This window comes from Acinetobacter sp. FDAARGOS_494, assembly GCF_003812225.1.
GTDB lineage: Bacteria > Pseudomonadota > Gammaproteobacteria > Pseudomonadales > Moraxellaceae > Acinetobacter > Acinetobacter baumannii.
This window is the reverse complement of the sequence record NZ_CP033866.1, coordinates 3,036,636-3,053,219: the sequence shown is the minus strand read 5'-3', so window position 1 is coordinate 3,053,219 and position 16,584 is coordinate 3,036,636. Positions and strand designations below refer to the sequence as shown.

The window sequence follows — 16,584 nt, the reverse complement described above, 5'->3', positions numbered from 1 at the left end:
CATAAAAACTGGTTTAATCCAACTCTAATTGTTGTCTCAATTTTAAAATATCGACTAGTCCTTTATCCCTTTTCTGAGATAAATCGACATCTTTATAATGTGTTAAAAGTTCTTTAGTTTGTTCTTCTAGCAACTCAGTAGTTTCTTCAGAGTGCTGAAAATTTTGCATATCATTCCACCATTCGGTCATAGGTGGTCCTAAATGGTGAATTGCCTCTTTAAACCCCTTCTGATTGGCAAGTTCCATATTTATGTAGGGGCCAAATAAAGCCCATCTCAGCCCAGGCCCACTGGTGATTGCTATATCAACATCTTCTGCCGAACACACCCCTTCTTTAACCAGTGAAAATGCCTCTCGCCACAAAGCAGCTTGTAAACGATTTGCTACATGCCCTTTAACTTCTTTTTTTAAAACAATCGGATGCTTACCCAAACTTTGATAAAACTCGGAAGCTGTCTTTAAAATTTGCGGATCTGTTAATTTTCCACCCACAATTTCAACCAAAGGTAATAGATGAGGTGGGTTAAATGGATGACCTAAAAAAATACGCTCGGGATGAGTTGCATCTTTTTGAAAGTCAGAAACTTTTAAGCCTGAAGAACTTGAAGCAATTAATGTTTTTTCAGGGCAATATGAAGTGATTTCTTGATATAAATTTTGCTTTAAATCTAACCTCTCCGGTGCATTTTCTTGAATAAAATCGGCATCAATCACCGCATCTTTTAAGTTGTTGTAAAGCTCTAAATTTAGGAAAATATCTTGTAAATGATGACTTGAATCTGTTTGCTGATCTAAAGCGAGCAAATCACTAAGATTTGCCTGTATTCTCTTTTTAAATAATTCTTCGTCTATTGGGTAAGGGTCATACACCTTTACCTTAAAGCCTTTATATAAAAATAATGCTGTCCAGCTTGCACCAATGACACCGACACCAACTACACCGATTGTTTTAATTCCTTCCATATCTTCCTCGTGACCTTATTACTTCAAAACTTTTCTTATTCCCTTGCATGACTATAAAAATAGTCGACTTCTTACCTTTTCTCAGTTATTCAAAGCCATTTTATAATAAGCACGCATAACCAAAACTTCATACCATTATTGTACTTTTCTTGCATTACCTTCATTTTTTTAAGCAAATTTTGGCTACTGCTTGCAGCCCTATAAGCACTAAGGGTGTATGATTGGCAAGATTTTGAGCATTTAACTTTAATATGACGAATACATTTTCTGACCACAAGCAAGTTGAAGTGGTATCTACTTTTGCTGAACTTGTGAATACACATTTTCAGGGAAATAAGAATGCTATTTGTTGGCACAGAAATTTGGTGGGCGACTTTAAAGAAATTGTGGCTAAACTTGAGTTAATAGAAAATATTACCGAAATTTCTACTGAAGACCTGTTAACACTTGAGCTTTCAGAACAAGGTGATTTGGCTCGAGACATTATTTTAAAAGACATGCAGCTCTTAACTGATATGGGTGCATCACCTCTACTTAATTTACTTAAGCATTATGAACGTGATGAAGAGCTCGATTTTATTTCAACAGATGTCTATTCATTTCATGTTGATCGTTCCCCTATTGAAACCGACACATTCTTATGTACTTATCACGGTGCGGCTAGCGACATTGTGCCGAATGATCAGGTTGAACAAAAAGTTTTAATTCCTGAAATTAGAGAAAAGCTCAAAGCTTTACATGACGGCCCAGAAGCCGAATTTGAAAGCTTTTTAACAGAGTATTTTTTTGATTTACATTATCAGCCTAAACCCGAAGCACAACCTATAAATTTAGGTATTGGACATATTTGGCGTTTAGCAGTAGATCATCCAACTCAAAAGGTTTTACCGTGTGTGCATCGGGCACCAGTTGAAAATGACGGTGAATATCGGTTGCTATTGATTTGTTAGGTATTTCAAAATCTTATATAGAACCAGTCAAAAACCAAAAATTACTTTTAGAATCGTGAAGAATTTCTGGTCGTTAAACCACAGTAAAAAGATAAATCTGAACATTTACCAAAAATAAAATAATAAAAAATTATGATTTAAAGTCATTGACCCTCACGTAACGTAAGCCCCTAGCATAAAACACGCCTAAGGAAGAAGGAGCTAAAAAGATGCTGTTAAAAGTTGGTGAATTGGCTAAGCAAACAGGACTTACTGTCCGTGCTCTTCATCACTATGACGATATCGGTTTACTTCAGCCTTCGGCCCGTTCCGATGCTGGTTATCGACTATACACCCCTAAAGACATCACTCGTTTGCATCAAATTCAAGCATTACGAGGGCTGGGTATGTCGCTAGCCGAAATCTATACGGTTCTTGAAGATCCCAATCTAGCACTTTTACCGATTATTGATCGGCAGATTCAAGCAATTGATCAAAGACTGGCAGAGCAGAAGAAATTGCGAAATCAGCTTGGACAATTGAAATCTCAGCTCATCAATGGTGAAGAACTTGATTTGGAGGATTGGCTAAATATGCTGGAGCTTATAGCAATGTACGAGAAATACTTTACGCAAGAAGAACTTGAAAAGCTTACATTTTTACAATCAGGTACTAAAACCCACCAAGAATGGCAAGAGTTAACTCAAGCTGTAAATACGGTATTTAATGCTGGAGAATCATCTAGCAGTGAAACCGCTCAAAAGCTCGCCCATAAGTGGATGAAAACACTTGAGCAGAATACGCGCACCAATCCAGAATGGCTTGTTAAATTAAATAACATCAATTCTGCAGAACCTGAATTTCAGGAAAAATTAGGATTAATGCCAGAAGTTGTTGAGTTTTTACTTAAGGCCTTTTCAGAGAGTAAGCTGAGTATTTTTGCTCGTTATTTATCTGATAATGAGTTTGCTTTTTTAAAGGAAAATTATGTTCGCGAAATGAAAAAATGGCCTCAACTATTAGTCGATATTGAGAAATTGATTGACGCTGAGGTTAAACCGAATAGTGAAGGAGCAAAGCGTTTGGCACAGCAATGGCTCTCTATGCTACAAGGTTATACTGGCGAAAATCCAAGCACTCAAGAAAAGATTCGTACAGCAATGCAAAATGAACCAAGCCTTGCTGACGGTACTTGGCTTAAACCGGTTACCCTACACTTTCTAGAAAAAGCAGTAGCAGCATTCAAGCATACTACTTAGTTCTATCTATCAATTTAAATGGCTCTTTTTTTCAGGAAGAGCCATTTACCCATAAATATGATTAAAGTAAAGAAACAGTTTCAAGATTTTTAGTTATAAAACTGAATATTGCAGACTGTGATTCAATACTGACTAAATGACTTTAAAAAACTTAATAATTCTGTCCATTCTCGCAATTGCATAAGTAATGTATTCAAAATAATATTTAGACAAATAGATTATAACTTTACACTCTGTACACGACAAATTTCACAGAACCCTTATCCTATCAGGGTTCTGCCTTCTTAAAATTGCCAAAATTTCCTTAAACTCTTCTTTTTTCCCAAAACCAATTAAACGCTGAATCGCCATTTGAACATAGTCTAAACCATAGCGAAATAAACTCATTGAGAGTCGTCCATGCTTCTTTATTTTTATCGCTTTTTTTTGATCATGTTGCCATTCACCCGTTAAGTAACACCAACAGAAGCTTATAGCTAACACCGCAATCAATTTTTTCACTCGTCTAGGGTCTGTCAAGCGCGTATTTTCAAGATTAAACCCGCGTCCTTTGAGACAACTGAATAAGGTTTCAATTTCCCAGCGTAATGCATAATCCTGAATAGCATTGGCATTAAACTGAGGAGAAACGACGAGTAAAAGCTCTCCATTTTCTAACTGTAGTGCACTTATATATAGTTTCACCCGACCAACCAAAATCCGTCGTTTACGACATTCAATTTGACCAACTTTAAGATGGCGAAATAAATCACTAATTTTATGATTCTTTCCTAAATGATTGGTGACAATGAAGTTTTTTTAACACGAATGCAGAAGTTGATGTCTTGTTCAATTAACCATGTAAACCACTGCTCACCGATAAACTCTCTGTCTGCGAACACATTCACAATACGGTCTTTACCAAAAATGGCTATAAAGCGTTGAATCAAAGCAATACGCTCTTTCGTATCTGAATTTCCACGTTTATTAAGCAATGTCCAAAGGATAGGTATCGCTATTCCACGATAAACGATTGCGAGCATCAGGATATTAATATTTCGTTTTCCCCATTTCCAATTGGTTCTATCTAAAGTCAGTTGCACTTGGTCGAATGAAAACATATTGAAAATCAACTGAGAAATTTGACGATAATCAAAATACTGACCTGCAAAGAAGCGCTGCATACGTCGATAAAATGATTGTGGTAAGCACTTGATGGGCAAGGCTTTAGATGCAGAAGAAAGATTACATGTTTGCTTTAAAATAATCACAAGCATGATGAGCGCAAAGCACTTTAAATGTGACTTGTTCCATTTTAGATATTTGTTTAAGATAAGATATAACTCATTGAGATGTGTCATAGTATTCGTCGTTAGAAAACAATTATTATGACATTATTTCAATGAGTTATCTATTTTTATCGTGTACAGAGAACTTTACATATTGTTTGGCTTATAGATCAATACTAAGAAGACTGTGAAGTTAAATTTAAAATGAATCATTTTGGCAGTTAAAGCCATCCATATTTAATTAGAGAAACATTTGATATGAAAAAATATTTATTCTTACTTTTAATGAGTTTTTACTCAATTCATTCATTTGCTTCGGACAAACTACATGGCAGTGTTTGGAAAACTATTGATGATGCCACCAATCAACCGAGAGCGCTGGTAAGATTTAGCCAAGACAAAAACGGATTTCTATCCGCAAATATTGAAAAAATCCTTGTTCCAAGCGAAGCCAGTAAATGTACGATGTGTGAAGGGACTTATAAAAATAAATCTTTAATTGGTTTAACCATTGTCAAAAATTTAAAAAACGTAGGTCAAAATAAATATGACAAAGGATCTATTCTCGACCCACAGTCAGACAAAACTTATCGCTTTAGTGTAACCGTATCACCAGATGGGGAAAAACTTACCGCTCGTGGCTACATTGGTATTTCTGCAATTGGCCGAAACCAAACATGGTATCGAGTTAAATAATCCATGAGTAGCTTGTGACCAACTCTCTGAAGCTACTCATAGATCATAATTACGGTCTATATATGTACTATGTAAATTCTATATTTAGACCGTATTATGACCGATACTTGGCCTGAATCATCAGCATGATAATGACGAATAGCGAAGGTATGGCAGCAATCACAAATAAATGGGTAATGACCAGAAATTGAGAGAGATAACCGCCAAATAACGGCCCAATGACAGAACCCAAACGAGCAATTCCAATACTCCAGCCCACCCCTGTAGTACGAAGTGAAACTGGGTAATAACTGGCCGACAAAGCATTAATGGCAGGTTGCCCACCAACAATGGCAAAGCCAGCAATAAAAATGATAATAAACAATAAAACGATATGACTAACAGAATAGCCAATTAAAGCAACACTAATCACTGCAACCAGAAAAACAGGAATTAATACTTTATAAAATCCTGTCTTATCAATTTTAAGGCCCATCACCACACTACCAATCGTACCGCCTAATTGTAGAGTGGAGCCGATCAACAATGCCTGATTTAATGAAAGCCCGGACTCTTTGGCCAAAGTCGGTAGCCAATTTGCCAGAAAATATAAACTGATCATATTTAAAATACTGATGATCCAGATGGAATAGGTAAAAAACGCACGCTGATTTTTAAATAACTCAAGCGGTGACTTTTTAACCTGAACCTCAGTATTATTGATGATTTTTATCTCTGCATTGAATGTTAATGCTGGATAAAACTTCTTTAACCAAAACAAAATTTTGGAGCTATTTTTGCTATGTTCACTTAAAAAATATAAAGATTCTGGTAACTTAAAGAATGTGATAATGAAAATAATTAAAGGGATAATACCGCCGAAATAAAAAATCGCCTGCCATCCTCCCCAAGGAACTAGTAAGGCTGATATTCCGCCCCCCAACATTGCCCCTACCGTATAGCCACAAGAAATGACCATCATGGTAAAAATACGAGATTGATATGGAACAATTTCGGAGCTATAAGCCATCACATTTGGCATGATACCGCCTAAAAAAATTCCTGTAACAAAGCGGATTACGGTCAATTGCTCAATATTGCCTACATGTGGTGTCAACAGCATCAATATGGAGAATATAAAGGTCGAGATCAGTAGTATCGGACGGCGACCAAAACGATCAGAAAGTGAACTTAATAAAAATGATCCAACAAACAAACCAAACAAGCTTGCACTAAACACAACTCCCAGCATCGATTTTTGAACACCCCATTCTTCTATAATCAGTGGGGCTGCGTAAGCCATGGACTGAATGTCATACCCATCCATAATCATTAGTAATAGGCAGGTAACCAAAATAAATTTTTGATAAGGTCCAACTTTCTGCTGATTGATCAAATCACTTAATACAATTTCTTTCATGGTATTCCTTTCTCCATGACTCGCTTTAAATTAATTCCATTTTAATTATGATATACGTAATCCATTTACGATTAGCGTAAAATAAAATAGCAATATTATCGCCACAAAGTCAAAAATATTAATTTTTATAATATAAACAGTATGTTATATCTAATTATTTGATCTAACCTGAGTAATGAGCTCACATCATTGCAGGGTGTATATGGTCTGCTCATCTAATAAAAATCAAGCAAACCATACATCCTTTTATTTAAATAACTCATTTACCTCAAACAAGTTGGCTTAAAAAAATACTCCACCACCACATCCCTTTCATCCAAACTCTTTGTACTCAAAAACCCGAACATCAAGCCATCTATTAAGTTTAAAACCATGTTGGCATCGGGTTTTAACGCACGTATTTCTAAGCTAAAAATCAGTTCAAAAATTTCACGAGTCAGCCATTTTCTATACTCTATTGCCATACGGTAAGCCTGCTGGTAAGCCACTTTAATTTCAAAAAAGGCTTTAAGTAGCAAGTGATACAGACTGTTAGAGTTAACATGTAAAACTACTATTTCCTTGAGCTTATCGGTTGGCGTGCAATAACGGCTTGAATAGATAATCGCAAGCACTTCTTCTTTAAGTAGACTTTTTTGGAAAGCTATACACATTTCAATAAGTCGTTCTTTTGAGTGAAAATAGTTATACAAGGTGGCTTTCGGTATTTCTGATTCTTTGACAATCAGGTCTACGCCTGTTGTATGAAATCCATGTGTGGTAAACAAACGAATAGCGGTACGAATAATGTGTAATTTTTTAGAAGAGGTTTCTAAATTTGGCATAGTTTTACCGTTATAAATTCTTGTTGTATGTAAAGAGATAGAAATGCCGTCACTCTTAAAATGAGTGCTAAATACAGGCATGCAAAAGCCGCACAAGTGGTGTGCTCGCCTATCTCGAGTTTTGTTGTTGATATGATTTTTTAGTCGTGACGATTCTTAAGGTGTAGAAAACCTAGAGCCGTTTTAAAGACTGTTTCGGCGGTATAAATAAAGAGAATTTGGCAAAAGCCAATAAATAAGAAATAGTACGCATGTGCGAACTCCTTTGGGTAAGAAAGAAGTTTCGCCACATCACTGCTAAATGATTATGGTGGCGAAACGAAAAGGGGTTAGCAGACTGATTTACCCAAAAATCAGCACATCCGAAGATGTCCCCCTCCCGTTCCGCCGCAGAGGGGGCACGTAGGGATGCCCACAAAAAAGAGAGACTTTTTCGTGTGCTTTGGGTAAATACGGCCTGCTAAAACCGACTGGCAATGTGGCCAGCAGGCAAAGGATAGTGCTCTGCCCTATTACAGTCAAGCACACAAAATGACATTTGTTTTAAATTAGATCATTAAAAACTAAGGATAAATAATTAAAAATTATTGTTAATTTGGGATTTATAAAGTCTCGGTTTAAAGGCCTTTAAATCTCTCAGTTGACTGTATAAAAAGGCATAACAAAATCAGTAAAACTTCGCTTCACCAGCAGGACGAGTTTTAAACCTTCTATGAAACCACATGTATTGTGTTGGGGCGATCCGAATCTGGTTTTCAATAATTTTATTGACGCGTTCAGCATCATTCACTTCGCATTCGCTAGGAAAATTTTCAAGTTTAGGTTCTACCAGTACATTGTATTGAGGATCTCGAATATCCCCGCTTCTGTAAAAATATAAAGGTATTGCAACAGCGTTTGAAATATCCATGAGTCTTCGATGTGCCGTGACTGTTGCTGCCTGTATTCCAAAGAATGAAGCCATAACACCTTGCTTTAAACCAAAGTCCTGATCAGGGCTATACCAGATTGCATGACCATTTTTGAGTTTTTCAATTAAGCTACGCATATTGTCTTTTGCAATCTGGTTTTTATAAACCCTAGCGCGACTACGATGAATGAGGAAATCCATGAAAGGATTATTTTGAGGTCTATACACCACATCCATATCAAAAAATAACGTACATGCAGCACCTCCGGCATCGAGTAATGTGCTATGCGTGCCTAACAGCAGAATGCCCCGATCCCGATTGTCATTTAGATGTTCCAAGCCTTCTATATGAACTCTTTTTTTAAACCATGCAGGACAATACCAAGCATTTAAGGCTTCAAATATACCAATCATCGTATCGGTAAAAACCGACTTAGCCTTGGCTTCAATTTGCTCAGGTGTTTTTTCCGGAAAACACGCACCTAAATTTCTTAAAGTCGTTTTCCTTCTAGAACCCAATAGTGTCCAAGCAATTTTTGAAAACAGTTTTGCTAAGCGCCACTGGATTGCCCAAGGCAAGTACGCAAGAAACATTAGAATAAAAGCTGTGAACCAGATACCCCAATATTTTAATGATAGAAAGGAAAATTGAAATTGCCCTGATTGATACTGCGCTTCAGGTTTCGTCATATTGTAAATATCTAGAGGTATAGAAATTCATCCTAACACACTCGCACTCTACATACGTTTGTAAAGTGTGTCTTAATATTAGGCTCAATCTAGCAAACTACTGCTAAACAGTACTGGTGAGTGCTCCGATTTATTCTTTATCGGTCTTGATGGGCAATTGCTTGATAAACTCATTTAAAGACATTGGACAGCCCCATAAATAGCCCTGAAACTCGGTACAACCATTACTTTTAAAAGCACTAAACTGTTCAGCCGTTTCTATTCCTTCTACCAACACGCGAAGGTTTAAATCTAGGCCAATTTTAATTATACCCGTCACTAATTTATTGCTGCGTTTATCATCTAAAGCTGCCTGGACAAAGCTGCGATCAATTTTAATTTGTTTAATTGGCATTTTTTGTAAATAGCTTAAGGATGAATACCCTGTACCAAAGTCATCAAGTGAAAGCTGAATACCATGCTTAGACAAGAAATGCATTTTTTCGATCATGCTCGCACAATTATTTAAAGCAATATTTTCAGTAATTTCTAATATGAGCCGAGAGGGATTGAAGTCATACCGCTGAACCAGACCAATCACAGTGTGCTCAAAGTTAGATTGCATAAAATGATCAGCACTAATATTGATTGAAAGCGTAAGATCTTTAGTCTCTTCTTTTTTACTCCAGTCCTGTAAAACTTTGCAGGCTTGGGCCAATACCCACTCTCCGATCTCTGGCATTAACCCAAAAGTTGCCGCTGCCGGAATAAACTCTTTTGTTGGAATATATCCTAAAACCGGATGATGCCATCTTAACAAGGCTTCCGCACCAATCAGTTTTTCTGACGAATTAACTTGGGGCTGATAAAAAAGCTCAAATTGTTGTTTAGTGAGTGCCAAACGTAGATTGTGCTCCATACTGCTTTCTATTTGTATTTCTAATTGCATGGTATAAATTGAAATACAAATCATAAGAGTAGCGACACAAGTGGCTATCCACCCACCATGATCACGAATATCTTCTGATAAAGGTATGGCACTATCGAGAGTAAAAGAGCTACCACTAAAAAATATAAAGCAGCCAATCGACAGTAAAATTAAAACAATTTGTAAGAAGCTTGGCTCTCTACGGTAATTCAAATATCCCAATATCGCTCCGGCAGGTAAAAACAAATGGGCCACTCGAGGGCGATCAGGCGTAGCAACATCGAAAAATAAGCAAAAAACGACTGGAAACACCAGCAAAACCGCTTGTGATAAAAGTATCCCTGCCGAAATACGGTTTATATAAATAAGAAAAAAGCTAAATATGGAAATTAGTGTGAAACAGATATCCATATAAACAATCACCCACATTTGGGCAAATGCAAAATATATAGTCCAAAATAAGCAAAAAATAATACAAATAAAGATATTTGCTTTGGCTGCGATTGTAAGCTGTTGGTCCTTTAGGGAGCGATAATGTTTCTTGTGTTTTTTAAAGTAAGACGAAGTTATCATAAATAAACCAACCGTAAATATTTCTTTAAAGGACCCCAGCCAGCTTGGTCATTGATACTCCATTTCAATATTTACCAATAAAACGTAATCATTTCTCCCATTGTGATTTGTACTTATTATTTTGAGATCAAGTTTTAACCACCTTAATGGTATAGCCCGATTAGGTCACTTGAACGATACTGCTTTTTAAACACTCTATAATTTTAAAGTATCATGACTTAACGATACATGCCTATGACTCTCAGGTACAGCCTTTAAGTGCAGAAAAATTAGTGAATTACAATTTTTGCGTTAAATATTTTTATTATTTAGATTCATCAATAGGACCATTTAAAATAATGCACATGTGTGCTTAATTATGCTGCTAATGACCAAGTTGTTAGCTTTGTTGTTCTGAGGTTGGAGCTAAAAGCTAAAGAACCCATGAGATACCCATCTCATATTTTTGATCGGTCTATCTCATGTTTACCAGAAATATTTATTTTTAATAATATAGAAGTCTCAGCTTATACCTTATTACGTTTATAAGAAAAATAAGAACAACCTGCACACGATGCCATAATAATTGTTATGCCTAGAACCTGAAAACTATTTAATCGTTCATTTAAAATTAGCCATCCAGCCAAAGCGCTCACTGCGGGTGACGCACTTAGTAAAATCCCAAAAACTCGAGGATGCAGTTTTTTCATGGCAATCATATCTAATATAAATGGAATAGCACTCGCGAGCATCGCCATAAGTAAACATGTAAAAAGAATCTTATAACTATCAAAAATATGGATAAAGTGAGATGCACCTAAAGGTGTTGCAAATAAAGCCGCTATAAACATTCCGGTCGCAACAGAGCTACCACCACCTTGTGCAACTTTTGAGCCATAAATCACATACAGCCCCCAACCCACTGCAGCTAATAAAGCATACGTCATGCCAATAAAACTAAAGTTATTATTTGCATTGCCCATAGGTAAAAGAAGCAAACCAATAATTGATAATCCTCCCCAAAAATAATCTAATTTATTTTTAGACATTAAAATAGCAACCGTAAGTGGTCCTAACACTTCAATGGAAATAGCGATCCCCACAGACATGTAAGAAAATGCTTTATAGACCAAAGTATTCATTAAAGTGAGGATTGATCCATAAATAATTAGATTTTTCCAATTGGTCTGTTTATTCCACTGTCGCCATGGTTTAAAGACTATCCATAAGAAACAGGCCGATAAGGCAAGTCGAGTTAAGGTGACTCCTTCAGCAGTAAGAATCGGAAAAAGGACTTTTGCTATTGCTGCGCCGATCTGTACAGAAACTAAAGATAAAAATGCGGCTGCAAATGCCATGCCTTGCTTGGAGTTTGTCTCAATCATCATATTTACCGCTCTGGGAATGATTGAAATTTTAATTCTCTATAATCAATATATTTCTTCTATTTTTCACGGTAAAACGATTAAATAACTCTATATTTAACATTTAATGAGAGATTTACTCATGTCAGAGATTTCTTTAGATAATTTTGATTATGCGATCTTAAGAATACTGCAAAAAGACAATAAAACTTCCCATCGAGAAATTTCTGAAAAAATCGGTCTATCCGCTGCATCTGTACAAAGGCGTATAACTCGGATGGAAGAAAAGGAAATTATTTTAAAAAATTGCGCTATCTTAAATCCCCTCAAATTTGGTGAAAAAATTACTTCCATTATTGAGGTCCGCCTTAGCGAAGATCGTTCAGTAGTTATGGACAGAGCGAAGCTATACTTTGCTTCTGTTGAAGAAATTCAACAGTGCTACTTCGTGAATGGAGGAGTCTCATTTATAATTATCATGCTGAGCAATAACTTATCTCATTTTGAAAGTTTAGTTAGAAAACATTTCGCTGATAATGAGGATGTAAAAACTTATAGAACACTCATTGTTTTAGATCGCGTAAAAGTAAACTTTGAGTTGAATATTTAAATTTTTCAATCCTTGGCTTAAAAGACCCAATTGTTCTATTTTTATGTCTTGCTACATTCAACCTCTATTTCAATGCTTGATCACTTTTTTTCGTTAACTCAAATTTGTTACCATTGCACCACTGGAATGGTCTGAAGTCACTTTATACTAGGGATGCTGATTCTAAAGTTCATCCAGTTGTTGTACTTTTCTTGAATTACATTCATTTTTAAAGACTTGAAATTGGTTAATAAACCAAAAGTAGATTTTTCGTTTTTTTAAGGGTTTATTACGCATGAATAGCGCTGAAATCATGGCTGATCTCTCCAACCACACTCCAATGATGCAGCAATATCTCAAAGTCAAAAAAGACTATCAACATGCGTTGCTGTTTTATCGTATGGGCGACTTTTATGAACTGTTCTTTGAAGACGCGCATTTAGCAGCCAAACTTTTAGGTATTACCTTAACCCATCGGGGTAAAGCAAACGGCAACCCGATTCCAATGGCAGGTGTTCCCTACCATTCAGCCGAAGGTTATTTGGCGCGTTTAGTAAAAGCCGGCCGAACTGTAGCTATTTGTGAGCAAGTCGGTGAAGTTACTGGCAAAGGCCCGGTTGAACGCAAAGTTGTTCGTATTCTTACACCGGGTACTTTAACCGACGACGCACTACTTACAAGTTATCAGTCCTCTAACCTTGTTGCGCTATGTATCCATCAAAACCAGATCGGTTTTGCTTTACTCGACTTAAGTGCGGGTATTTTTAAAGTTCAACAACAAGACTACAAACCGGAACAACTTCCAATTGAACTGGCTCGCCTCATGCCAAGTGAAATTTTGATTGATGAAGACCTGGTTGACCCGAATATTATCGAACAAATTAAAAAACATTTAGATTGCCCTGTAACCAAGCGCCCAAATGTCGATTTTAATTTAAACAATGCGCAAAAAACCTTATGTGACCAGTTCTCTGTATCAACACTCTCTGGTTTCGGACTAGACCCGTTACCTTTGGCTAAGGCCGCCGCGGCAGCACTTATTCACTATGCCAAAGAAACTCAAAAAACGGCGTTACCTCATATCCGTTCAATTCTTTTAGAACAAAGTTCTGACTTTATTGCGCTCGACCCAATCACGCGCCGTAACTTAGAAATTATTGAACCTTTGTTTGAGCATGGAACTTCTTTATTTCAGCTTGTGAACGATTGCCAAACCGCAATGGGTGGACGTTTACTTAGCCGAACACTCATGCAACCTGTTCGTGATACAGCATTACTTGACGCACGTTTAGATGCGATTGAGCAATTGATTCAAGGCTACCATGAAAGCCCTGTTCGTCTGGTACTTAAAGAAATTGGTGATATTGAACGTGTTCTTAGTCGTGTGGCGCTGGGTAGTGCGCGACCACGTGATTTAGTTCAACTTCGTCATGCTTGCGCGCAAATTCCATTTTTACGAAATGCTTTAGCACCTGTTGTACAAGCAAAGAAATCTAAGTTATTAGGACAGCTCGATCAGGAATTGGGTGACTTTAAATCGCTTCATCAACATTTAATGGCTGCAATTGTTGAAAATCCGCCTGTATTACTTCGTGATGGCAATGTAATTGCAGAAGGTTATGATGCTGAACTTGATGAATTACGCCAAATTCGTGATCATGCAGGTCAATTCCTCATTGATTTAGAAATAAAAGAGCGTGAACGTACTGGTATTAGCACTTTAAAAATCGGTTATAACCGTGTGAGTGGTTACTACATTGAGCTGACTCGCGCTCAAGCCGAGCAAGCTCCTGCCGACTATATCCGCCGTCAAACATTAAAGAATGCCGAGCGCTACATTACGCCTGAACTAAAAAGTTTTGAAGATAAAGTTTTATCAAGTGAGTCGCGTGCATTAGCTCGTGAAAAAGCATTATTCGAAGCTTTACTTGAAAACCTTCGTGAAAATATTGCTCACCTACAAATGATGAGTTCAGCAATCGCGCAAATTGATGTAATTGCAAACTTTGCTCATCAAGCGCGTTTAAACAACTGGGCACGCCCTGAATTTACACCAGAAACCGGTATTAAGATTCAAGGTGGCCGTCATCCTGTAGTTGAAGCGTTAAGTAAAGCGCCATTTACACCAAATGATACTTTCCTTGATGTGCAGCACCGCATGGCAATTATTACCGGTCCAAACATGGGCGGTAAGTCTACCTTTATGCGCCAAACAGCATTAATTAGTTTGCTTGCTTACTGCGGTAGTTACGTTCCGGCACGAGCTGCCAAACTTGGCCCCATCGACCGTATTTTTACCCGTATTGGTTCAGCCGATGACTTATCAACAGGCAAATCCACCTTTATGGTTGAGATGACTGAAACTTCACAAATCTTGCACCATGCAACGAATCAATCGCTCGTGTTAATGGATGAAGTTGGTCGCGGAACCAGTACCTACGATGGTCTTTCTTTAGCGTGGGCTTGTGTGGTTGATTTAACCAAACGCGTTAAATGTCTTTGCTTGTTCGCGACTCACTATTTTGAATTAACAGAGTTGGGTAGCGAACCTGGTATTGATAACTACCATGTCACTGCTCAAGAGTTAAACGGTAATCTCATTTTATTGCATAAAGTCCAACAAGGACCAGCGAGCCAAAGTCATGGTTTACAAGTTGCAAAATTAGCCGGTATTCCAGCTAATGTGATTAAAGAAGCTCAGAAGCGTTTACGTATTTTAGAGAAGCAACAACAGCAGCATTTACAAACTAGTGTTCAAAGTGATTTGTTTGCAACTTTAGATTCAGAAGTTACCCCAAGCACTCAAGTCATAGAGAAAGTGATAGAAGTTGAAGTCTCTTCACCTGCCCTCGATTTACTTAAGCAAATCGAAGTAGACAACCTGACTCCTCGTCAGGCACTTGAACAGCTTTATGAGCTAAAAGCAGCGCTTAATTCATAATCACTCATTGAGCAAACATGTGTATAGGCATGTTTGCTCTTACTTTAAGGAGAATAAAATTTCTATTTTCTTAAGGCCACTACAATACACAGAAATCGATTTAATTTGGCAACAGATTAATCGTCGTGAACTGATTACCCAACTCTACTTACAAAAGCAAGAACACTTAGAATTAACAGATTGTTTTTATGATGTTAAACATTGGGATGCTTATCATTTAGAAAATGATCCGCCCAAATTAAAAGAACTCTATGAACAAGGGGCTTTATTTATCGGTGCTTTTGATGCGTCTGAACAGTTGGCTGGCATTAGTGTAGTCTCGAATCAGACTATTACTGATTATCCCGATGCAAAATTACTGCAATATTTTTACGTCGATGCCGATCAACAAGGTAAAGGTATTGGTGCAAAGCTGATGCAAGCGGCAAAAGAATCGGCCAAGCAATTGGAAGCCCATCAACTTTATATTTCAGCCACTCCAAGTAAGCGTACAGTAGATTTCTATATAAAGCATGGCGCGGTCGTATTAAAGCACCCAGATCGTCAATTATGGGAACTTGAACCAGAAGACATCCATTTACTTTGTACACTTTAAGCTCATTACTTAAAGATTTTTTGTCTATCGATTCAACATAGAGGCAAAATTTAAAAGTAAATGTTGTAGTTGAGGTGTCTGCTTAAACAGATACCTTGACCCAAATGACATTAAAACTCATGACAAAAAAATTATTTAAACTATTGTTTTATAAAACTTATTATTATCCTGATTTTATAATTTAGCTCTTATTTAAGCTGAAACATTCTTTTGAATATCAATGTATTAACTTATCTTCATATGTATAAATAAACAATATCAATAAAAGCAATTGTTTGTTTACCCCTTTTTTGCCTAAAATAAGCTATTCGAAATGAAACCATATTTTTTAGGTAGCTGTCGCCATGACCTTTGTTGTCACTGAAAATTGTATTAAATGTAAATACCAAGATTGCGTAGAAGTTTGTCCTGTAGACTGTTTTTACGAAGGTCCGAATTTCCTAGTGATTAATCCGGATGAATGTATTGACTGTGCATTGTGTGAACCAGAATGCCCTGCAAATGCAATTTTCTCTGAAGATGAGCTACCAGAAGGTCAAGAAGTATTTATTGAATTAAATGCTGAACTTTCTCAAAAGTGGCCTAACATTACCCAAATTGGTGAACAGCCTGCTGACCGCGAAGAATGGAACGGCAAACCAGATAAGTTACAGTATCTAGAAAAATAATTTCAAAAAGATCAGCAACCGCTGATCTT

At 36.9% G+C, this 16,584-nt stretch carries 14 protein-coding genes; 7 read left to right on the top strand and 7 right to left on the bottom strand.

All coding sequences use genetic code 11. From position 1 onward, the window contains the following. Positions 1-13 precede the first annotated feature (13 nt). On the bottom strand, positions 14-964 hold the full coding sequence (locus EG365_RS14935) for a 3-hydroxyacyl-CoA dehydrogenase NAD-binding domain-containing protein (RefSeq protein ID WP_000398507.1): 951 nt from the start codon (positions 962-964) through the stop codon (positions 14-16). A gap of 251 nt (positions 965-1,215) precedes the next feature. Between EG365_RS14935 and EG365_RS14930 the strand changes: the two genes are divergently transcribed. Together EG365_RS14930 and EG365_RS14925 are read left to right on the top strand one after the other, a co-directional pair. Beyond that, positions 1,216-1,914 (top strand): DUF1826 domain-containing protein, encoded by a 699-nt coding sequence (locus EG365_RS14930; RefSeq protein WP_000185557.1) that lies wholly within the window; start codon positions 1,216-1,218, stop codon positions 1,912-1,914. A gap of 209 nt (positions 1,915-2,123) precedes the next feature. Next, complete coding sequence (locus EG365_RS14925) at positions 2,124-3,152, top strand: MerR family transcriptional regulator (RefSeq protein ID WP_000925260.1); 1,029 nt, start codon at positions 2,124-2,126, stop codon at positions 3,150-3,152. A 249-nt stretch (positions 3,153-3,401) separates the two neighbouring features. On the opposite strand, the gene EG365_RS14920 is transcribed toward EG365_RS14925, so the two are convergent. Further along, positions 3,402-4,492 (bottom strand): IS4-like element ISAba1 family transposase gene (locus tag EG365_RS14920; RefSeq protein WP_085940413.1). Its coding sequence is split into 2 segments (ribosomal slippage): positions 3,402-3,952 and positions 3,952-4,492, totalling 1,092 coding nucleotides; the frame shifts between segments, so codons are not numbered across the junction. Between the two features lie 186 nt (positions 4,493-4,678). Here EG365_RS14920 and EG365_RS14915 point away from each other — a divergent pair. Then, the gene (locus tag EG365_RS14915) at positions 4,679-5,116 is read left to right on the top strand and encodes a DUF2147 domain-containing protein (protein ID WP_000760336.1); all 438 of its coding nucleotides are present in this window, start codon (positions 4,679-4,681) and stop codon (positions 5,114-5,116) included. A 94-nt stretch (positions 5,117-5,210) separates the two neighbouring features. Here EG365_RS14915 and EG365_RS14910 read toward each other — a convergent pair whose 3' ends face one another. The 5 genes from EG365_RS14910 to EG365_RS14885 form a co-directional block, all read right to left on the bottom strand. Beyond that, entirely contained in the window at positions 5,211-6,515 is a 1,305-nt protein-coding gene (locus tag EG365_RS14910; RefSeq protein ID WP_000659382.1) for an MFS transporter, read from the bottom strand. A 263-nt stretch (positions 6,516-6,778) separates the two neighbouring features. Next, positions 6,779-7,339, bottom strand: coding sequence for a TetR/AcrR family transcriptional regulator (locus EG365_RS14905; protein ID WP_002019866.1), 561 nt, complete (start codon positions 7,337-7,339; stop codon positions 6,779-6,781). A gap of 667 nt (positions 7,340-8,006) precedes the next feature. Continuing rightward, a complete protein-coding gene (locus EG365_RS14895; protein WP_000165398.1) occupies positions 8,007-8,939 on the bottom strand; it encodes a lauroyl acyltransferase in 933 nt (310 codons plus the stop codon). Between the two features lie 130 nt (positions 8,940-9,069). Continuing rightward, entirely contained in the window at positions 9,070-10,419 is a 1,350-nt protein-coding gene (locus tag EG365_RS14890) for an EAL domain-containing protein (RefSeq protein WP_000633291.1), read from the bottom strand. Positions 10,420-10,925: 506 nt separating this feature from the next. Beyond that, a complete protein-coding gene (locus tag EG365_RS14885) occupies positions 10,926-11,786 on the bottom strand; it encodes an EamA family transporter (protein WP_000972446.1) in 861 nt (286 codons plus the stop codon). Positions 11,787-11,904: 118 nt separating this feature from the next. On the opposite strand from EG365_RS14885, the gene EG365_RS14880 reads away from it, so the two are divergent. The 4 genes from EG365_RS14880 (at position 11,905) to fdxA (ending at position 16,555) form a co-directional block, all read left to right on the top strand. After that, entirely contained in the window at positions 11,905-12,372 is a 468-nt protein-coding gene (locus EG365_RS14880; RefSeq protein WP_001290075.1) for an Lrp/AsnC family transcriptional regulator, read from the top strand. A 274-nt stretch (positions 12,373-12,646) separates the two neighbouring features. Continuing rightward, positions 12,647-15,292: a DNA mismatch repair protein MutS gene (gene mutS, locus EG365_RS14875; RefSeq protein ID WP_001083258.1), complete on the top strand. Its 2,646-nt coding sequence runs from the start codon at positions 12,647-12,649 to the stop codon at positions 15,290-15,292. Positions 15,293-15,356: 64 nt separating this feature from the next. Next, positions 15,357-15,887 carry a GNAT family N-acetyltransferase gene (locus EG365_RS14870; RefSeq protein ID WP_049081181.1) on the top strand — a complete coding sequence of 177 codons (531 nt, stop codon included), beginning with the start codon at positions 15,357-15,359 and terminating at the stop codon, positions 15,885-15,887. Between the two features lie 344 nt (positions 15,888-16,231). Continuing rightward, a complete protein-coding gene (gene fdxA, locus EG365_RS14865; protein ID WP_000144889.1) occupies positions 16,232-16,555 on the top strand; it encodes a ferredoxin FdxA in 324 nt (107 codons plus the stop codon). The last annotated feature ends 29 nt before the right edge of the window (positions 16,556-16,584 follow it).